Annotated in this window: 18 protein-coding genes and 1 pseudogene; 12 read left to right on the top strand and 7 right to left on the bottom strand. The window is 40.7% G+C overall.

Annotated elements, in window-relative coordinates; genetic code table 11:
- Nucleotides 1-65: 65 nt before the first annotated feature.
- A complete protein-coding gene (locus tag ACQKEZ_RS08010) occupies nt 66-947 on the bottom strand; it encodes a Cof-type HAD-IIB family hydrolase (protein WP_427299777.1) in 882 nt (293 codons plus the stop codon).
- Between the two features lie 185 nt (nt 948-1,132).
- Nucleotides 1,133-2,098 carry an LCP family protein gene (locus ACQKEZ_RS08005; RefSeq protein WP_427299776.1) on the bottom strand — a complete coding sequence of 322 codons (966 nt, stop codon included), beginning with the start codon at nt 2,096-2,098 and terminating at the stop codon, nt 1,133-1,135.
- 445 nt (nt 2,099-2,543) lie between these two features.
- On the opposite strand from ACQKEZ_RS08005, the gene ACQKEZ_RS08000 reads away from it, so the two are divergent.
- Nucleotides 2,544-3,938 (top strand): glycosyltransferase, encoded by a 1,395-nt coding sequence (locus ACQKEZ_RS08000; RefSeq protein WP_427300517.1) that lies wholly within the window; start codon nt 2,544-2,546, stop codon nt 3,936-3,938.
- Between the two features lie 32 nt (nt 3,939-3,970).
- Here the strand turns inward: ACQKEZ_RS08000 and ACQKEZ_RS07995 are convergent, their stop codons facing one another.
- The 5 genes from ACQKEZ_RS07995 to kduI form a co-directional block, all read right to left on the bottom strand.
- A complete protein-coding gene (locus ACQKEZ_RS07995) occupies nt 3,971-5,110 on the bottom strand; it encodes a Ger(x)C family spore germination protein (protein ID WP_427299775.1) in 1,140 nt (379 codons plus the stop codon).
- On the bottom strand, nt 5,107-6,207 hold the full coding sequence (locus ACQKEZ_RS07990; protein ID WP_427299774.1) for a GerAB/ArcD/ProY family transporter: 1,101 nt from the start codon (nt 6,205-6,207) through the stop codon (nt 5,107-5,109). The genes ACQKEZ_RS07995 and ACQKEZ_RS07990 overlap by 4 nt, the downstream gene beginning before the upstream one ends.
- A gap of 3 nt (nt 6,208-6,210) precedes the next feature.
- The gene (locus ACQKEZ_RS07985) at nt 6,211-7,677 is read right to left on the bottom strand and encodes a spore germination protein (protein WP_427299773.1); all 1,467 of its coding nucleotides are present in this window, start codon (nt 7,675-7,677) and stop codon (nt 6,211-6,213) included.
- 147 nt (nt 7,678-7,824) lie between these two features.
- Nucleotides 7,825-8,598: a 2-dehydro-3-deoxy-D-gluconate 5-dehydrogenase KduD gene (gene kduD, locus ACQKEZ_RS07980; protein ID WP_427299772.1), complete on the bottom strand. Its 774-nt coding sequence runs from the start codon at nt 8,596-8,598 to the stop codon at nt 7,825-7,827.
- 5 nt (nt 8,599-8,603) lie between these two features.
- Nucleotides 8,604-9,431, bottom strand: coding sequence for a 5-dehydro-4-deoxy-D-glucuronate isomerase (kduI, locus tag ACQKEZ_RS07975; RefSeq protein WP_427299771.1), 828 nt, complete (start codon nt 9,429-9,431; stop codon nt 8,604-8,606).
- Nucleotides 9,432-9,689: 258 nt separating this feature from the next.
- Here kduI and ACQKEZ_RS07970 point away from each other — a divergent pair, with 258 nt between their 5' ends.
- The 11 genes and pseudogenes from ACQKEZ_RS07970 to ACQKEZ_RS07920 all read left to right on the top strand — a co-directional run bounded on the left by ACQKEZ_RS07970 (nt 9,690) and on the right by ACQKEZ_RS07920 (nt 20,625).
- Entirely contained in the window at nt 9,690-10,706 is a 1,017-nt protein-coding gene (locus ACQKEZ_RS07970; protein ID WP_427299770.1) for a LacI family DNA-binding transcriptional regulator, read from the top strand.
- Nucleotides 10,707-10,851: 145 nt separating this feature from the next.
- Nucleotides 10,852-11,868, top strand: a complete 1,017-nt coding sequence (locus tag ACQKEZ_RS07965) for a sugar kinase (RefSeq protein WP_427299769.1) — start codon at nt 10,852-10,854, stop codon at nt 11,866-11,868.
- Nucleotides 11,840-12,436 carry a bifunctional 4-hydroxy-2-oxoglutarate aldolase/2-dehydro-3-deoxy-phosphogluconate aldolase gene (locus ACQKEZ_RS07960; RefSeq protein WP_427299768.1) on the top strand — a complete coding sequence of 199 codons (597 nt, stop codon included), beginning with the start codon at nt 11,840-11,842 and terminating at the stop codon, nt 12,434-12,436. Before ACQKEZ_RS07965 ends, ACQKEZ_RS07960 begins: the two co-directional genes overlap by 29 nt.
- A 39-nt stretch (nt 12,437-12,475) precedes the next feature.
- Nucleotides 12,476-12,909 (top strand): annotated as a pseudogene (locus ACQKEZ_RS07955) (2-keto-3-deoxygluconate permease); the annotation flags it as partial.
- Between the two features lie 121 nt (nt 12,910-13,030).
- Nucleotides 13,031-13,486 (top strand): GNAT family N-acetyltransferase, encoded by a 456-nt coding sequence (locus tag ACQKEZ_RS07950; RefSeq protein WP_427299767.1) that lies wholly within the window; start codon nt 13,031-13,033, stop codon nt 13,484-13,486.
- Nucleotides 13,487-13,552: 66 nt separating this feature from the next.
- Nucleotides 13,553-14,554, top strand: coding sequence for a sugar-binding protein (locus tag ACQKEZ_RS07945; protein ID WP_427300516.1), 1,002 nt, complete (start codon nt 13,553-13,555; stop codon nt 14,552-14,554).
- On the top strand, nt 14,551-16,011 hold the full coding sequence (locus ACQKEZ_RS07940) for a histidine kinase (protein WP_427299766.1): 1,461 nt from the start codon (nt 14,551-14,553) through the stop codon (nt 16,009-16,011). The genes ACQKEZ_RS07945 and ACQKEZ_RS07940 overlap by 4 nt, the downstream gene beginning before the upstream one ends.
- Complete coding sequence (locus ACQKEZ_RS07935; protein ID WP_427299765.1) at nt 15,989-17,407, top strand: response regulator transcription factor; 1,419 nt, start codon at nt 15,989-15,991, stop codon at nt 17,405-17,407. The genes ACQKEZ_RS07940 and ACQKEZ_RS07935 overlap by 23 nt, the downstream gene beginning before the upstream one ends.
- A gap of 101 nt (nt 17,408-17,508) precedes the next feature.
- Complete coding sequence (locus tag ACQKEZ_RS07930; RefSeq protein ID WP_427300514.1) at nt 17,509-18,774, top strand: ABC transporter substrate-binding protein; 1,266 nt, start codon at nt 17,509-17,511, stop codon at nt 18,772-18,774.
- 64 nt (nt 18,775-18,838) lie between these two features.
- A complete protein-coding gene (locus ACQKEZ_RS07925) occupies nt 18,839-19,807 on the top strand; it encodes a carbohydrate ABC transporter permease (RefSeq protein WP_427299764.1) in 969 nt (322 codons plus the stop codon).
- Nucleotides 19,804-20,625 carry a carbohydrate ABC transporter permease gene (locus ACQKEZ_RS07920; RefSeq protein WP_427299763.1) on the top strand — a complete coding sequence of 274 codons (822 nt, stop codon included), beginning with the start codon at nt 19,804-19,806 and terminating at the stop codon, nt 20,623-20,625. Before ACQKEZ_RS07925 ends, ACQKEZ_RS07920 begins: the two co-directional genes overlap by 4 nt.
- The last annotated feature ends 138 nt before the right edge of the window (nt 20,626-20,763 follow it).

Below are 20,763 nucleotides of genomic sequence, written 5' to 3'. Positions count from 1 at the left end.
GTAAACAAAAAAACGATAAAATCGAAGATACGACTTTATCGGGCGAGATCTGTAGACGTTTCTGATCATACAAGCGTCTTTTTTGCGTTCAATTGGTTGGCTAAGAGCTTGTCAATAAAGTAGGCAACTCCATCCTCATGATTTCCCTTTGTGATGTAAGTGCTCTTTTCTTTAATAACATCCACTGCATTTCCCATTGCAATTCGATGATCGGCTTCTTCAAACATCGATAAATCATTAGGGCTATCTCCGATGGCATAGATATTCGTGCGATCAACTCCGTAATGTGCAGCTAATTTTTTTAAGGCAGTGCCTTTGCCTGAACATGCTGGAAGCACTTCAATGATATGTTTGCCGGATGAGGTTAATGATAGTTCCGGCATTTTACCAAGCATGTCTTGTGCCTCTTTCAGTTTGTTCATATCAAAAGAGTAGCATAGCAATTTATAGGTCGGTTCATCTGTTTCAAAAATCTGACGTATATCGTCCACAGGCTTGATGCCGAATTGTTTAAATTGAGTCATTGCCCCTTTCCATAAATCTGTTAAGTCTTCATTTGGATTGGCACTTGTCACAATATCAAACTCCGCTTGTAATTTGTTTTTTCCATCAAATGGTGAGAGTAGCGCATCATCGGTATAGACTTCAAAGTAAATCTTTCGTTCCACCAAGGCCTCTGCTGCTTTTTTGCCAGCTTGCTGATCCAGTGTGATTCGACTGAATAGGTGATATCCCTCGGTGTGCACAGTACCGCCATTTGCAGCAATAATCGGAATGTCTAAATCCCCCAATAGTGATTTCACGTCAAAGGTAGCTCTTCCGGTACAAATCGTTACGATGTAACCTGCGTTTTTTGCTCGAATCATAGCCTGACGGTTATTCTCGGAGATTTCACTTTTTGTATTCAGTAGTGTTCCATCTAAATCAATTGCGATCATTTTTTTCATCGGATGTATGGCCTCCTTTAATTCGTACGCTAGCATGTATTCAAAGTATGTGCGATTTCCTTCATTCTCATGAAAGGAGTGACGGCATAAATATAAAAAAACCTACTATGTAACAGGCTAAACAAAAATGAAACAATTTTCAATGCAGACTATATAAAAAAGCGCCCACATCGGACGCTTTCTGTTTATGACAATTCAAGCTGTTCTTTTAGGTCAGTTTTCACTTCATTTAATTGATTTTGATCGAGTTGGTAGTAGTAAATACCATTTGGCTCGTAGTCAGACCCTTTGAGTTGAAGCGTCTCGACAGACTTTAATGAAGTCAGAAGAGGGAACAAACCAACAAGCTCTTGCATGGACAGGTTGGTCGTCACATTATCACCAAGTGTGTCTATGATATTGTCATAGGACGGAATAGACGTCAGTGATTTGGATTTGTCGAAAATCGCTTTCAGCACTTCCATTTGACGTTTTCCACGCAGCAAGTCACTATCCGCTTTTCGCGTTCTGACATATGCGAGGGCTTCATCACCATTCAGCGTATGAGCGCCTGTTTGGAGAACGACCTTTCCTTTTGTATCTTTTTCAATTTGTTTCACTACATATTCATCTTGAATGTTGACGGGTACGCCGTTTAATTCATTGACAATTTCTTTGAACGCTTTAAAGTTACTTTGGATGACAAAGTCTACAGGGATATCAAGCAAGTTCTCGATCGTATCCACTGTTAAATCTGCGCCACCAAATGCATGAGCATGTGTGATTTTGTCATAGCCATGACCTGGAATATTCACATATGAGTCCCTTGGAATGCTAAGAAGTTTCACTGTTTTGTTTGTGCGATTGACTGTTGCTAGCACCATCGCATCACTTCGTGCCTGTTTGACTGTTTCTCCTTTACGGCTATCAATACCAAGCAATAATACGGAAAAACTATCTTTTCCGGGATCAAACGCTTTAATCCGTTTCACAGACTGTGATCCCCGGTCTAGCGAAACTTGTGCTTTTTTGGATGCGTTTGTGACTTTATAGTATGCATACCCTGTCACCGATGCAGTGGTGAGCAACAAAATTCCAAAAATGAATAGAGTGACTTTCACCCATGGTTTTAAACGCTTTTTCTTTTTGCGTTTGATTCGTGATTGATCCATATATTAAAACCCTCGCTAATTATTTTATAGGTAATGCAGGTGGATTCGTTTGGCAGAGTAAAACAAATATACCTTAAAACGGGAGCCTGCGATATATTTTTAGTCCAACGTTTAATTGACGTCATCTTTTATGAAAAAGTTTCGTTGACACAAAAATGAAATATTTTTGTCATAAAGCATCGAAATGTTTCAAATCACTTCACATGAGGAAAATCTTTTTTCATAGAGAAAAAGTCTTGAAGAAATTGAAGAGGACTTAAAGAAGAGAAACCGTGCCATTACCCATGAGCACTGAATAACAGTATAAAAAGAGAAGCTGGCTGTGCAGGCAATAAGTGCAGACGGCTTAAACAAACGTTTAATCAACAAAAAGCAGCCTTCCGACCTTCTGAACTATCCTGTTCTGACATACATATGGAAAAGGGAATTGAAAGGTGGCAGTGACATGAATGGGAAAACGAGTATCGTCATTTTGACTTATAATGAGCTTCATTTAACAAAGCAATGCTTGCAAAGCATCAAACAGCATACACCGGAAAATGAAATCGAGCTGATCATTGTTGATAATGCTTCAACAGATGGAACTAAGGAATATCTAGAACAATTAAGTGAGGCAACGGTTATTTATAATCAGAAGAATCTGGGGTTTGCAAAGGGCTGTAATCAAGGAGCAAAGGTGGCAACAGGAGACAGTATCTTATTTCTGAATAATGACACGATGGTAACAGAAAACTGGCTTCCTCCGCTCAGAACTGCCCTATATCAATCGAAACAAGTAGGGATGGTAGGTCCTGTCTCCAATTATGTGAGTGGCCCACAAATGGTTCAGCCCTCATATGACCATATTGATCAGCTTTCCTCTTTTGCAAAGCAATATACCGATGCAATGCGAGGGCAGGTGAAAAATGTTCTTCGCTTAGTAGGGTTTTGTTTGCTTGTGAAGAGGGAGGTTGTAGAGGATGTGGGATTATTTGATGAGCGTTTTGTTTACGGTTCATTTGAAGATGATGATCTTTGCGTACGTGCATTACTCAAAGGCTATCAGCTCCAAATTGTTTACGATTCATTCGTTCATCATCATGGGCATGCCACATTCCGCGCAAATCAAGAGACGAACATTTCAACGTTATTCGCCGAAAACCGTGTCCGTTTTCTTGAAAAATGGGGAATCGATTTAAACCTAGTTGCGAACCCTCAGCATCATATTCTAGGATTAGTTCCACACGAGGCGAAGCGAATATTAGATGTAGGCTGCGGGGCTGGTGCGACAGGACTAGAATTGATGCATAGGCAGGGAGCCGCAGTATATGGTGTGGAAGTTGATTCACTCAAAGCAAAGATGGCAAGAGCTTATTATCAAGACGTCATTGAAGGAGATGGAGAGCAAAACACATGGGAGGATAAGGAGGCATTTTTTGATGCCATTTTATTTTCTGATGTACTCGAACATATGAAAGATCCGTGGCAAGCAGTATCTAGGTGGCAAAAATGCTTAAAGCCAGGTGGCTGGATTGTTTGTTGCTTACCCAACGTGACACATGCTGAAGCACTCTTGCCTCTTGTGATGGGAGAGTTTCCTTATCGTGATGCAGGTATTCTAGATCGCACACACTTGCGTTTTTTCACACCGAAGTCACTGCCTGAATTATTTCCAAAAGAATTATTTGAGATGATCAGGCAAGACAATATCGTCGTGAGCGTAGATAAAAAGGTTCAATTATTCTTTGATGAGATCACTCGACTTGGTGAGTCCCTCGGTTTTTCAATCCGCCATATGTCTGATCAGATCAATATTTATCAAATGCTACTGGTCGTTCGCAAAAAGGGTGATTCCTCTTGACGGAAATCACCCTTTTCTATTAGCTGTTTTGCTCACCATTTATAGTTTTTTGTTGCACCTTCCGCCCCGAAATTGAGAATATCAATGTCAATATCATAATCAATGTCAGCTTGTTTGAAGATTTCGTCCCATTGATTACGATGTTTCTCCCAAAAATCAGGATACTTGATGCGTACTTGTCTATTGAAAAAGATCGGATCAACACCTACTTCATTCTGAAGATGATGGAGCGCCTTTTTTATTTTGTTTTCAATGGTTCGTTCAAAAATTTGTTCAAATCGTTGAAGATATCTTTCATCAAACGAATTTTCTGGAGGGTATTGGTCCTCCGATAGTTTCCCCTTTGATCGAACAATGACTTGAAAGGAGATTCGTCCATTTTTTAAAAAGGGCTCCACCTTCGTTTTTGCTTTTTTGACTTCATACGTAATAGGAAATCCCTTATAGGTTGCAGGAACAACCCCACCTGAAATACGATTCATGGCCCAATTCAGTGATTGCACATCGTTAGCAGAAATAAACCCCATCAGTTTGCGGGTTTTTCCGTTCACAATCCCTGCACCATCGTATACTAATTCTTGATTGATCACATCGACACTTTGCACAAGAAAACTGGTGTTCATTTGAAAATAATCAGATGCTCTTCCGATCCGAAGAGGTGTCAGGATTTTGCCATTAAAATTTCGGTTTTTCGAGGTTTCGAATATATGTTCAACTGGTACTTTTTGCTGTGAATTTAGCTTTTGATGAATGACTTTGTCGGCATCATCACGAGAAACGAGCATATAACTGCTTCTTCTTACTTCATCATCTCGTATAAAGTGGTTCAGAGTCCCTTGAATGTCGTTGTGCTCAGCCTGTTTTCTGCCAAATAAAAAAATTTTGAGATGATCACTATAAACGGGTGAGTCTTTTAATGCGACATTACTCACTGCCTCTAGGACGTTTCGTCCTTTAGAGACGACATTCACATATCCAGGAGAACCGACTTCTTGGGAACCACCCATTTTTGGCACGAGATTTTGATAGGTGAGCTTGACCTGCTGATCGTCAGTTTCGTCAATGCCTACCCCGCGAACAAATGAAACTTTTTCAATATCTTTAATATCCCAACAGCCAGCTTCTAAAAAAAGAAGCAAACAGGATATGCCTAATAAAAAAAAACGTTTCATGCAGGACGACCTCCCCATCTTTTGCGAATCATAAGCAACAAGGCTGTTACAAAAGGCACACTTAGGACGAAAAAGAGTGCATATCCAAGTAAGGTTGAATAGTAAAACACTTCATTTATATTTCGTGGAAAAAGGGACAGTGCCGATGTGATGAAAAACAAAACCCAAAGAAGTCCATTTAATTTTTTGGGCTTAAAGACGGTTTCACAGCCTTTGATGGCGAATTGAAAGAATCCAAGCATACAAATGAACTGCTGACATGTCCATATGATGAGTAAGAAAATATCAAAGCGTTCAATAAACACACCTTCAAGTTCTAATGCTTGAATGAGAGAAACCGTTGGCCAGGTGAGTGATTTGGTTTCACCAACAGTCATCGAACCGATGACAACGAACAACGTGAGGGCATATATAAGAGTTGTGATGGCAACGCCGATGGCTGCAGCAAATTTTGCTTTTGATCTTTTTTCTTTATACATGAGTGGGACGACAAACAAAATGACCTCAAACCCTGTGAATTGAATAAACGTTTTCGAAAACAGATTATTAAAATCTCTCAAACCATGCGCCATGATAGGTCGTAAAAAATCAAAGTCAAAAATACGAAAGCTAAAAATCATCAACCCGATATAGATGATCATTGTTAATGGGTAAATGTAAGTCACCAGTTTGACAACTGGAATCATCCCACTTTTTAAATGATAGATGGCAACGAGTAAAAATATCATGACAATGACTGTCATCGGGGTGGCTTGAAGAAGAAAAAATTGAACGACTTCCCCTAGCACACGTGCTTCAAAACCAACGATAGCAAGAAGGTAACCAATGAATAACAGGTTTAATAGCGTTCCAAAGAATGAACCGCCACCCTTCACATTGGAATCATAAATGGTATCAGGCGCATTTTTTTCTGCAAACCATCCTAAGAAAAAGGCGATTCCAGAAAAGATCACGCCTTGTATGAGCACGATGATCCAGCCATCAGGAGATCCTGAACTGGCAGAACTGCGTGGAATAGTTAAGATTCCTGCGCCTATCATTGTAGAGCTACATAAAATCGTGACCTGTAACAATGATAGCTTGTCAGCTCTGTACATCGCTTACTCCCCTTGTCTTTTCAAATTTTTCGTTCGACTGGTTTTTGGTCTTAATTTGAATAGACCCACAGGTAGTCGGATGTACGTATCTTTTAAATCTGAATACGGTGATGACAGGATGGGTGTAAAATATTCAAATCCAAACGTTTTTAACTGCATCAGGTGACACAGCACAAATAAATAGCTCATGATCAAGCCATATAAACCGAAGAATGCTGAACTAAAAATCGTCATAAACCGAAGAATGCGGAGTGGAAAACTGAAATCATAGGAAGGCGCAGTAAAATCAGCAAGTGCTGTTAATGAAACGATAATGACCATGAGGGCGCTGACGATATTTGCTTGCACTGCTGCTTGTCCGATAATCACTCCACCAATTAAACCAATCGTTTGACCGATTGCACGAGGTAACCGAAGACCTGCCTCCCGTAGAAGTTCAATTGTAAACGACATGAGAATCGCCTCTAATACTGGCGGAAAAGGAACATTCTGTCTGCTTCCTGCAATGGCAAGTGCCATCCGTGTCGGCAAAAGCCCTGGATGATAAGAAACTAATGAAATATACAGCCCCGGTAGAAAAATGGTTAAAAGAACAGCCACATAACGAAGAAAGCGTAGAAGTGATGCACTTGTCCAGCGTTGATAGTAATCCTCAGGTGACTGCATGAGAGCCGTAAAAGTCATAGGAAGAATAAGAGCAAAGGGAGTACCATCTAGCATAATGGATACTTTTCCTTCAAGAATAGCCGCAATGACTCGATCTGGACGTTCTGTATTTTGAATTTGAGGAAAAATGGATATATGATTATCCTCGATTAGCTGTTCAATATAACCCGATTCTGGGAGGTCATCTAAGTTAATTTTGTTCATGCGTGAGGTGACATCAGCAACTAGCTTGGGGTCGACAATGTCCCGCACATAAATCAGTGCCGCAGATTTTTTATTTCTAGTACCGACGGTGATTTTCTGGATGACAAGATTTGGATCATTTGCTCGTTCACGAATGAGCGCTGTATTTTTTTCGAGATTTTCAATAAATCCGATGCGAGGACCTCGTACAAGAACCTCTGACTGAGGCTCTTCAACTTCGCGATATTGAAATAGATTGGTCTGTAAGGCAAGCACTTGCCTTGCCCCGTCAATCAATAAAAGGGACTTGCCGTTATACAGCTGTTCGATGACCAAATTCATATCTTCAAGCACATCACTCTTAATGCCAAAGAACTGCTTAGAGAGAGAGGAAAGAGTCGTCTCATGAACTTCTTCAAGGTTTAGTTCCTTTTGCATCGGTGTAATGATTTGCTTCGATAGCATTTCAAAGTCTGTTAAGCCTTCAACATACACGAGACATGCAGGGATTGATTTTTGACCGATTAAGTAAGTATGGAAAACAATATCGTCACTTTTTCCGACAAAGCTACGGATTCTTGCGATGGCTGTATCTAAATCTTGATCGATTCGATTTTTCATAAAACCTCACCCTCATGTGTTTGTTTTGCTTAGCGTGACACACGAAGGGAAGATTTATGCAGGTATAAAAAAAGAGAATCCCTCTATGGAATTCTCCTGAAATATTTCGATTGTCATGCCTTGGTTTGTGCCAGGGACCAAAAGCAGTTATCTTGCTAGCCAGCCACCATCAACTGCTAGAATATGACCATTCATATAATCAGATGCTGGTGAACTAAGGAAAACCGCTGCGCCTGCAAGATCATCAGGTTTACCCCAGCGACCAGCAGGAATTCTTTTTAAAATGTCTTCATTTCGATTCACATCATCTCGAATAGCCTGTGTGTTATTTGTTGCAATATAGCCTGGAGCAATGGCGTTGATTTGAACATTTTGATTTGCCCATTCATTCGCAAATGCTTTTGTTAATCCAGCTACCGCATGCTTACTTGCCGTATATGCAGGTACAAACACACCTCCTTGAAAAGAGAGAAGGGAGGCGATATTCACGATTTTCCCTTGACCTTTCTCAAGCATTTGCTGACCGATTTTCTGTGTCAGAAAAAACAAGCTATTCGTATTAACATTCATGACCGCGTGCCAATTTTCTGCTGAATACTCAGCGGCTTTTTCTCTTCTAATGGTTCCGGCATTATTAATCAAAATATCAATTGAATGCTCCTTTAAAAGAGAATTAATGGCTACATCTGCCGTTTGAGGATTTGAAAAATCAACTTGGTATGAACGAAACGATCGACCTGACGCTTCAACGAGCGCTTTTGTATCCTCAAGAGGGGTGCGATGATACGTACCAATAATATCCGCACCTGATTGAGCAAGTGCGACGGCAATTCCTTGCCCAATCCCTGTGCCTGGGCCGGTGACAAGTGCCGTTTTGCCTTCGAGTGAAAAGAGAGACTCTACATAAGATGTCGTTGTCATTGTCGTTACCTCAATTCATCCATTGGAACAAAATCCATGTCTTTAAACGTGTAATTTTCGCCTGCCATCGCCCAAATGAACGAGTAGTTGGCTGTCCCAGAACCAGAATGAATCGACCAAGCTGGTGAAATGACCGCTTCTTCATTTCCGACAACAAGATGTCTTGTTTCAGAAGGCTCTCCCATGAAGTGGAAGACTTTTGCCTCATCTGCAACATCCAAATAGAGATAAACTTCCATTCGTCGGTCATGAATATGGGCTGGCATCGTATTCCAAGTATTATTTGTTTCAAGCTGGGTAATCCCCATCATTAACTGACAACTTTGAATGCCATCTGCATGTATCACCTGATAAAGATTACGTACATTCGATGCGGCGGCTTCACCTAAATGATTTGGTGTTAGATCTGCAATTGCGGCTTTTTGAGTGGGGTACTGCTTGTGGGCAGTAGCAGAAACTAGATAGAATTTCGCCTGTTTACCTTCTATACTGGTAAACTGTACATCCTTATGACCTAGTCCGATATATAAGAAGTCTTTGTGCTCTAGAACATATTCCTCACCATCCACAGTGACAGCTCCTGATTCACCGACGTTGACAATGCCGATTTCTCGTCTTTCAAGGAAGTAATCTGTCTTTAAGAAATCACCTGCATCCAGTTTGATTTTTCCTGCACTTGGCGTAGCTCCACCAATAACGACACGGTCTTCATGAGAATAAAATAATTTTAATTCCCCTTTAACGAATAAGGACGAGATGTGGAAATGATTGCGAAGTTCCTCTGTCGTAAAGCGTTTGACCTGCTCAGGATGTACAGAATAGCGATTTTCCATTTGAATAATGCCTCCCTTTCAATTTGAAGCTTGAATGAAGTTTTATTTGGTATCGGTTTCAAAGAGAATTCTAGAGGAAAATCCAACCAACGTCAACCGTTATTTTGAAATCGCTTTCTTTTTTGTGGTTAATAGCATGAATGGATGAAAAAAAACAAAAAATCTTCTATCAATTCTCGAAATATGATATGCTCTTTTTAAGTAAATTTGAAATCGGTTTCGAATAAAGACCACACTTATGTATATAGGAGTTCTTGGATGAATGAAAAAAAGCAAACGAAAGTAACGATCAACGAAGTCGCAGCACATGCAGGTGTCTCTAAGTCTACTGTATCCCGTTATATTAATGGGAGAACGAATGAAATCTCATCAGAAAAGGTTAAGAAAATTAAAAAGGCAATAGATGAGTTGCACTATAGGCCAAGTCAGCTTGCTCAAGGACTGAAGGTAAGAAAAAGTAAAGTCATAGGTTTTATCGTTGCGGACATTACCAACCCGTTCTCTGTAGCCACGCTTAGAGGAGTTGAGGAGGTCTGTGATCAGTATGGCTATAGCATTATGGTATGCAACACAGATAACAGTCCTGAAAAAGAACGTGAAATGCTGTTGAAATTGAATGCGCATTACATTGAAGGATTAATTATGAATACGACTGGTCACAACAATGATATTTTGCAGGATTTTATGAGCCGAGGGATATCAATTGTGCTTGTTGATCGTAAATTACCGGAGTTAAAGGTTGATACTGTCACAACAAATAACCGTGAAGTAACAAGTAGACTGCTTCATGTCATGTATGAAAAGGGCTATTCCAAAATTGCCTTCTTTACTGAACCAGTGGCAGGGATTAGTCCCCGTGAAGAAAGAAAAGAAGCATACGAAGCCATTGCTATAAGTAAAAATATCAATAACAAACCTATCGTCATTGAGGTAGACATTAAACAAAAACAACAATTAAAAGGAGAGATTGAGCAATTTTTGCAGTCTGGTACTGCGAAAAAAGCCATTCTTGCTGGAAATGGATTGTTGATGCTAAAGCTCATTAGTGAAATGGTTGATTTAGGAATTTCCATCCCGCATGATGTTGGAATTGCTGGTTTTGACGACACAGAGTGGTATAAACTCATTGGTCCCGGCATTACAACTGTAGCTCAGCCATCACATGAGATGGGAAGAGCGGCAATGCAAAAGGTCATGCTTCGTCTCGAAGGGGATGAGAGTGCCCCTCAAACCATCCAACTGGATGCAGAGATTGTAGAGAGAAGGTCTTTGTAAATAAAGAAGTGTCTGTAAATGACATGACACTTCTTAACCCAATAATCATTGACTGACACGAAGGGAAGAGTTAGAAAAAGCATGTTGAATTGACTCTCTTTTTAGATATTTTTGAAACCGGTACCGAAAAGGAGGAAAGATGTAAATGAAATCTTTGGATGCTGTGACATTTGGTGAATCAATGGCGATGTTTTATGCAAATGAGATCGGTGAGTTGCATGAAGTCAGCACTTTTATGAAAGCGTTAGCAGGTGCTGAAAGTAATGTAGCAGTCGGTTTGGCGAGGTTAGGGTTTGATGTTGGATGGATGAGTAAGGTCGGTGACGATTCGTTTGGTACGTTTATTTTACAAGAACTGCAAAAGGAAGGAGTGAATACTAGTGCCGTCCTACGTGACAATAACGGAGCAAAGACAGGCATCTTGCTAAAATCAAAGGTAGCAAAAGGTGATCCTGATGTGACATATTATCGAAAAGGATCTGCGGCAAGTACACTAAATCCAAGTGATTTCCCAAAGGAATACTTTTTAAAAGCCGGTCACCTTCATATGACAGGTATACCGCCAGCGGTTTCAAATGAAATGAGAGCGTTTTCTTTACATGCAATTCAAATCATGAAAGAAGCTGGTAAAACAATCTCATTTGATCCAAATCTGAGACTTCAGCTTTGGGAAGAGGAAGAAGACATGATCCATACATTAAATCAGCTTGCCTTTCAGTCCGACTGGTTTTTACCAGGATTGACAGAGGGAGAGCGTTTAACAGGTTTAAAAGAACCTGAAGCCATTGCTGATATTTATTTAGAAAAAGGGGTCAAAATGGTTGTCATTAAGCTAGGAGCTGAGGGAGCTTACTACAAGACCCCCACACAGCAAGGCAAAGTCGGAGGCTTCGATGTGCGTCAGGTAATCGACACAGTCGGTGCTGGTGATGGCTTTGCGGTTGGGGTGATTAGTGGCATGCTCGATGGATTGTCATATGAAGAAGCTGTCACAAGAGGTAATGCAATTGGCGCATTAGCTGTTATGTCTCCAGGGGATATGGATGGTCTTCCAACAAGGGATGGACTTCAATCCTTTTTAAAGCAAGCTAAACGATTAAAATGGCGAGAGGATCTAAAGGAGGAATTAGCACATGGAAAAAGCAAAGAGTGCAACAACTAAAGAACAACTGTCAGTATGTAAGCTGATCGCGGTTGTAAGGGCAAAAAGTGAGCAAGAAGGAATTGACACGATTCATCGCCTGATTGCTAAAGGTGTGCGTGCCATTGAAGTGACGTATACGACACCGAACGCTGAACGGATTATAGCTGCCTTTCGTGATCAAAAACATCTCATTGTAGGGGCGGGTACAGTCACGACGATTCAAGAAGCACAATCAGCCATTCAGGCAGGCTCCGCATTTATTGTAAGTCCAGGTTATCTCCCAGCGATTAGTGAGCACTTATCTTTTCACGATACGCTGTATGTCCCAGGTGTTTTAACCCCTAGTGAAATTATGCAGGCAATGTCAGATGGTCATCGCTTGCTTAAGTTATTTCCAAGTGGCTCTTTCGGCTTGTCGTATATGAAAAACCTACGTGGTCCTTTTCCACAAGTCGAGTTCATTCCAACTGGTGGTATTCACCCAAATGATGTGCCGAAGTGGCTTGAAGCTGGGGCTGTCGCAGTGGGTGTTGGTAGTCAGCTTGAAAGCAGCACAGAGGAAGAGTTAAAGGCAGTTCTTTCCTAGGAAGTTTCTATTTTTCATGTAAAGTGATGGGAAAAGCATGATCCAGAACTTAGAGATCTTTTCGGAAACGTTGTGCCAGCGATTATTCCCTTTTTTGCCTTTTCATTAGGAAATAGACTCAGTTTTTCAATGCTGATTCAATCTGGCTTGCTAGGAATCTTCATGGGTGTCATGGTTGTGCTCATATCGGGAGCATCTCTATTTTTGCTAGATCGATTGATCGCAAGGGGAGATGGAGTCGCAGGGTAGCTGCCTCCTCTACAGCAGGTGCGGCAGTCGCAGTACCGTATGCATTAGCTGATGCCAACCCAGCGTTTTTACCAGTAGCAGAAACGGCAACTGCTATCATCGCAACGAGTGTTATGGTTACTGCTGTTTTCACACCACTTGCAACAATCTGGGTCGATAAATGGGTGAATCATAGAAAGCGACGGAAACCATCAAGCTCAAACATCTTCCTCCATAAATCATGACAAATATTTCTAAGTCAACCTGGCCTATGATGGGTCGGGTTTCTTTGGTAGATTTTCTTACGAATCGTACCCATCCTTCTGGTGGCTCAGCGTATACTAAATGGAAAAGGGGGCGCCAGGTTTGTATATCCAAGTAGATGATGTGACAGGTTCAAGCATCCAGCAACTGATCATGGAGCATTTAGCAGACATGGAAAAGCACTCACCACCTGAAAGTATACATGCACTACCGGTTGAAGAGCTTCGTGTGCCAGAGGTGACTGTTTGGAGTGTATGGGACGACAATGATTTACTCGGCTGTGGTGCGATAAAAGAGTTATCAGAGGAACATGGGGAAATTAAATCAATGAGAACGTCTTCTCAACATTTACGGAAGGGTGTTGCAAGACACGTGTTGACTCATCTTTTACAAGAAGCAAAAAAGCGAGGATACAAGCGTATGAGCTTAGAAACCGGTTCTATGTCATCCTTTGATCCTGCAAGGAGGCTATATGAAAGCTTTGACTTTCAGTACTGTCAGCCATTTGGAACATATAGAAAAGATCCAAACAGTCTTTTTATGACGAAGGAATTATAAAGGAAAAGGAGTATGCTTTTAACAGCAGCTCTTTTTTTTATGAATGCGAGGGGGAAGTGATGGATGATGAAATGGATCAAAGTCATTGGTATTGTTTTTTTCGTAGTTGTTTGTTCTGTGGCAACGTTTTTTCTTTTTATACTTGGTCAGGATTTATTCGAAATTGAAAGCGCTCCCGAAAATGCCGCATTAAAAGCATATGACTATCATTTCGTGCTTGTGCCAGAGGAGCTTGATAATGAATATTGGCGGTTGGTACAAAAGGGAGCAGTGGATGCTGCATCCAGCTATCATGTGTATCTTGAATATCTAGGACCAAGACAGGCGGATATAGATGATCATTTAAAAACCATTGATATGGCTATAGCGGGTCATGTGGATGGCATTATGACACAAGGACTGGATGAAAAACGTTACAAGCCTCTTTTCCAAAAAGCAAAAGACAAAGGAATTGATATCGTGACAGTTGATACAGATGTGGAAGGAAGCAAACGAGAGGTTTATGTGGGGACAGATAACTATTATGCTGGTTTTATAGCCGGTCAGGCATTGATTGCAGATACAAAGGGTGAGCAGTATGTTGGAATCGTGATGGGCCGACGTGATGCGGTTCATCAGCAGTTACGGGTAAACGGATTTCGTGATGCTATCATGGCAGAAAAACGAATTCACATCGTTGGAATTGAGGAATCATCTATTACAAAGTCAGGCGCCTCAGGTGCAGCCTATCAATTATTAAGTGAACATGCCAACTTAAATGCATTTTACGGAACAAGTGCATTAGATGGGATTGGGATTATTCAAGCTACACAGCAATACATGACATCGACCGATTCTTATATCATTGCATTTGACACGTTACCTGAAACTTTGCAAGCTCTTGGGCAAGGAAAGATTGATGCAGTTGTCGTGCAACACCCATATCAAATGGGGTATCAAGCGGTAGAAACGCTCGTACGTTTGCAAAAGGGAGAAAAAGAGGAAATGCTACAACACACTGGAACGAGTGTCATTCGGAAGGAAGATTTGCCGTTCATTGAAAAAAGCCAGCAGGAGATACAGCCATGAAAAAAATTAGAAGCAAATTGCTACTAGCGTTTCTTGTTCTCGTCTTACTTGGCAATACAGCCGCCTTTTTTATTTATTGGAGTAGCTCGAATATGACCTCTCAGTACAGTAAAAGTTTCCGTTCATTTTTATTATTAAATGACATTTCTACTGAGGCAAAAACAATGTATGAGAAGGTAAATGCCTACGCAATTGAAAAGGATGTGACATTTGAACAAGCTTATAAGCAATCGAAAGAGATGATGAAGTCTTATGATCAGGCGCTTTCGAACGACAGGGGTCTCCATGCTGATCAACCATTTATTGAAAAATATCAATATATGATGAAAACATTAATGACAGACAGTGATGCAACGATGGCACATGTCAAAGAAGGGAAAATCAAAGAATATGCCACAAGTGTCAAGGAAGTGAGAAATGTTTCTTCATATATACAAGAATTGACCATGTCTTTACTAGATGATGAATTATCCGAGTACCAGCTTCTTTATCAATCATTGCAAAAACGTCATCATACATATGCACTGTTTACTTTATGTCTTTTTACTGTATCAATTGGCATTGCGTTATTCATGGCGTATATGATCGCAGGTGGAATATCCAAACCGATCGTTCACCTATCAAAAAGTGCCAAAGAAGTGTCGGAAGGGAATTTTGACGGAACGGATTTAATCGTCTCGACGAAGGATGAAGTAGCAGTTCTAAATGTGGCTTTCCAACGGATGCGGAAGGATATGAAGACCATGATAGAAGAAATGCAACAAAAAGCTTCCTTGGATCAAAAGTTAAAAGAGATGAAACTGAAAACTTTGCAAAATCAGATCAATCCTCATTTTTTATTTAATACATTAAACATCGTATCACGTATGGCTTATCTTGAATCAGCCGAAGCGACCTCAAGACTGATTCAGTCTGTGTCGACCCTGATGCGTTATACGCTGAATACTCTAAGTCAATCGGTCACACTAGAGCAAGAAGTCAAAGTTGTCAAAGAGTATTTTCATATCCAAGAAACTCGTTTTGCAGATCGAATAGAATGCTTTACTGAAATTGATGAAGCATGCCTAGCCACCGAGATTCCAAGTTTAACCCTCCAGCCGATTGTGGAAAATGCTTTCATTCATGGCGTGGAACCAAAGGAGGAAGGTGGCTGGGTCAAGCTCTCCATTTACCCAGAAAATCAGCATGTTGTCATTGATATTACAGACAATGGTATGGGTATAGAAGAGAACGCCAAAAAGAGATTAATGACTGGCAAAGATGAAGACGATCACTACATATCAGGGAGTGGACATTCTACAGGGATCGGACTGCGAAATGTCATCTCGAGGCTTCATCTATTTTATGGAGAAAATGATGCAATTCAAATCAATTCTCAACCAAACAAAGGTACGACGATTAAACTCAAACTTCCACAGAAGGGGGGCATCACGAATGAAGGTGTTAATTGCAGATGATGAAAAAATTGAACGACTGGCGATGCGTAAGTTTATCACGGAGTGGCTACCAGAATGTAAGATTGCAGGGGAAGCTGAAAATGGCAAAAAAGCGGTTGATCTGGCTATAAATGATCAAGTGGATCTCGTCATAATGGATATTCAAATGCCAGGAATGAACGGGCTCACCGCGATACAGCACATCAAAAAGCAACGCCCGCAAACGAAATTCATTATGCTAACTGCCTACGATACGTTTGACTATGCAAGACAAGCCATGCGGGAAGGAGTCAAACAATATCTAGTCAAACCTGCTGAGAAAGAGGAAACGATTGCTGCAATCCGATCTGTCTTGACAGAAATGATCACTGAGCAAGAAAGATTACAAGAATCAAAGGCTTATAGGCAAAGGAAATGGCTAGAGGCACAGATGAATCAGGTAAAAGGTTACGATGAATGTGATGATGAATTCAACTTATTGTTTTCGGATTTTGAATCGGGAATGGCAATTGCAGTCGGGCAATTAGTAAGTGAGTCATTCATTCAATACATCAAACAAAAGGGAAATGTTCATTTGATTCCATTTCAGTCGAGTTCAAATGTTATGACTTGTTTTCTATACAGTAATCAATCAATAGGACAGTTAAAGGCAGAGATCCTTCAAACCATTCGTTCCTTTTATACTTGTCATGATAGCCCAGATGTCATTGGACTTGGTTCTCCTGTGTCAAGGCCAGCTTTTTTGGCGAAAAGTTTGGCGGAAGCTAAGCTCTCATATCGCAAGCGAAAGGAAAAAGGAGCAGTACAATACGGGTTTTACCATGCCCAAATAGAGAGAATGAATCTGGTGACATTATCAGAGCTTGCCGATCATATCATGCAAGCATTAGAGGAAGGAAAAAGGGAAGAAGCAATTGCTTACTATGATGACTTTCAGATGGAAGGTGCAACACTCTCTCATTTGAAAGAACTGCTTGTTTTACTTAAATCAAGAGTTCGTGTAGAGCTCAACATTTTTTCCATTCGCTCATTATACGAATGTCGGCAAAAGTGTTTATATATGTTAGACATTTATGAAGTAAGGTCGGAAGTGGCAAATAAAATTGAGCGTGCAAAACGTTATATACAAGCTCATTTTTGTGAAAACATGACTTTAGAGAAAACCGCCGCATATGTAAACTTGAGCCCTACTTACTTCACAAAACGTTTTAAAGATGAAACAGGATTGACTTTTATTGAATTTGTGACACACTGTCGGCTTGAAAAAATGAAGAAGTTGCTAAAGGAAACCTCCCTTAGTTTAAAAGAAATAACGTACCAAACCGGATACACAGATCCAAATTACGTCAGTAGGGTGTTCAAGAAAACAGTTGGTCTCTCACCGAAAGAATACCGAAAACAGGTCATAAGAAAATGAAGAATTTCATAAAAAAGTGAAGAAGTTAACGAGAAAAGATCATCCCGACTACCATTATACTAATTATGATAACGCTTACAATAAGAGGTGGGGGATCAATGATGAAATTCAAACTAGGATTCATTTTGCTAACGCTTTGTATGCTGATTGTTTCAGCATGTAGTTCATCTGCAAATTCAGATGCGAAAAAAGAAAGTGCCTCTGGCAAGCTTGAAATCTTTTCTTGGTGGACAGGTGCCGGTGAGGAAGATGGCCTGAAAGCACTGATTCAATTGTTTGAAGAAAAAAATAAAGAGATTCCAATTGAAAACGCAGCAGTTGCTGGTGGTGCTGGTACGAATGCGAAAGCGGTTCTGACAAGCCGCATGCAAGGAAATGATCCGCCTGCCACCTTTCAAGTCCATGGTGGGGCAGAATTGAATGAAAGCTGGGTTGCCGCTGGCAAGATGGAGCCGCTTGATGATCTATATGAAAAGGAAGGCTGGAAAGATCAATTTCCAGAATCACTGATTGATTTAGTGAGTAAAGATGGAAAAATCTATTCGGTGCCAGTGAACATTCATCGTGGCAATGTGCTTTGGTACAACAAAAAGATATTCGAGGACAATGGACTTGAACCGCCAACCAGCTTTGATGAATTTTTCAAAACGGCAGATGCTTTGAAGAAAAAAGGGATTACACCATTGGCTTTAGGGGATAAAGAGCCTTGGGCGGCCACACATTTATTTGAAAGCGTTCTCCTTGGCGTTCTTGGTGCAGATGATTATCAAAAGCTATGGACAGGTGAATTGAAGTTGGATGATGCCAAAGTGAAAAAAGCCGCTAACATCTTTGGGAAAATGCTAACCTATGTCAATGAGGATCATAGTTCTCGTAACTGGCAGGATGCCTCCCAGTTAGTGGCAAAAGGAGAAGCGGCCATGAACGTGATGGGGGACTGGGCGAAGGGTTATTTTGTCAATGACCTTGATCTCAAAGTAAACAAAGACTTCGGTTATGTGGCAACACCTGAAACAGAGGGAAGCTTTATGGTCATTACTGATACCTTTGGATTGCCAAAAGGAGTCAAAAATCCAGAAAACGTGAAGAAATTCCTATCCGTACTAGGTTCAGTTGAAGGGCAAGATGCATTCAACCCACTGAAGGGATCAATCCCCGCTCGGGTAGATGCTGATATGTCTAAATATGATGAGTATGGAAAGTCCGCGATGAAGGCATTTAAAAAGGCAAAGCTTGCACCATCATTGGCACATGGTTCAGCAGCCGAAGAGGGATTCGTGACGAAAGCGAACCAAGCAATTAACATCTTTGTCACGCAGAAGAATGAAGATCAATTTGTTACTTCTCTAAAGGATGCCTTCAAATAAAAAAGACGAAAGAGGCGGCTATACTTAGAGACCGTCTCTTTTTGGAAATAAGGAGTGTGGCAGTATGCGTATCGAAACAGCCAGACAAACAAAAACTGCTCAACCGCCAAAGCGAGTACGCAAAAAATGGGGGGCTGATCAATTTCTAGCCCTTTTGTTTTTAGCACCATCAGTTGTGCTGCTATTTATTTTTGTCTATGGCTTTATCGGTTGGACGGGGTATGTCTCATTATCGAATTGGACCTCACTTGTTCCGGATTTTTCATTCGCTGGTCTTCATCATTATTTCATGTTATTTCAGGATTTTCGCTTTCAGTCAGATATCCGAAATACCCTGTTTTTCACCCTCTTTTTTATTTGTGCAGTCATTGTCTCTGGTCTTTTTTTGGCCATTCTGCTTGATCAAAAAATAAAAGGTGAATCTGTTTTTCGGAATCTATTTTTCTTTCCAATGGCACTTTCCTTTGTTGTGACAGGGGTTGTGTGGCAATGGATTTTAAATCCGTCTACAGGTGTGAATCTGTTTTTAAACACACTTGGCATACAGCCGAAATGGTACACAGATACGAATATTTTAGCTGGGTTCACGTGGGGAAAAATAGAATTTGGCGTACCAGTAGCGATGCTTGCTGTTGTCATTGCAGCAGTATGGCAAATGACAGGTTTTTCTCTTGCTATGTATTTAGCAGGGCTCAGAGGAATCCCAGAAGAGATTCGAGAGGCGGCAAGAATGGATGGTGCAACAGAATGGCAAATCTACAGAAAAATTATCTTCCCGCTTTTAAAGCCCATTACAGCAAGTGTGATCATTATTATGGCGCATATCTCATTAAAAATCTTTGATTTGATTTATGCCATGACTGGGCCTGGGGCAAACTTTGTCACAGATGTCCCCGGCGTGTATATGTTTGAGACAACGTTTAGAGGAAACAATTATGCCGGCGGAGCAGCGGTTGCTATCATGATGCTACTATCTGTCGCCATCTTTATTGTTCCGTATTTACTGTCTAGCCGGAAGGGGGCTTCTTCATGACAGCAAAATGGGTTTTTCGGCCAACACTTTATCTTGTTTTAATCATGTGCAGTCTGTTCTTTCTTATGCCTGTATATGTCATGCTTGTCACAAGTCTGAAGCCACTTGATGAGGTGACATTGCAACAAATGTGGTCGCTGCCGACATCCTTGGATTTCTCAAGCTATCAGACTGCCTTTGAAAAGCTATCACCAAACTTAATGAATTCTTTGTACCTCGTCATCCCGGCAACCCTTTTGTCAGCTATTTTAGGTGCGATGAATGGTTATGTGTTATCAAAGTGGCGCTTCAAAGGATCAGAAATGGTATTTACTTTGATGCTTTTTGGCATGTTTATCCCATATCAAAGTATTTTAATTCCACTGATTCAATTTTTGAGAGATATCGGACTATACAATTCGATTCCTGGGCTTATCCTCGTTCATGTCGTTTATGGTCTCCCGATTACAACACTGATGTTTAGAAACTTTTATGTCAGTATTCCTGATGAAATGATTGAATCTGCTAAGATGGACGGTGCTGGGTTTATAGGAATTTTTAGGCATATGATTTTGCCTTTATCCATTACAGGGTTTGTGGTTGTGGCTATCTGGCAGTTCACAAACGTGTGGAATGAGTTTTTATTTGCTGTGACAATGACAACAGCTGAACATCAGCCTGTGATGGTTGCCTTGCAAAATTTATCTGGCAGTCAAATTGTGCAATGGAATGTGCAAATGGCTGGAGCTATCCTTGCAGCCCTACCAACATTGCTCGTCTATATATTACTCGGAAAATATTTTGTAAAAGGACTGCTTGCTGGCTCTATTAAAGGATAAAAAAGATCAATCTGATATCGTTTTCATGAGGTGCCCTGAAAGGATTGACTTCTTTTTAGATAGCGTCATAATAAAAGTGAGACTTGCTTTTTGAACATCATCATAGGCAAGATTTATCAAAGGGTAGCAAAGGGAGGA

The sequence above is a fragment of the Bacillus sp. NPDC077027 genome (assembly GCF_050269555.1).
GTDB lineage: Bacteria > Bacillota > Bacilli > Bacillales > Bacillaceae > Bacillus.
Note: the sequence above shows the minus strand (reverse complement) of the source record. Positions and strands in the feature narration are given on the sequence as shown.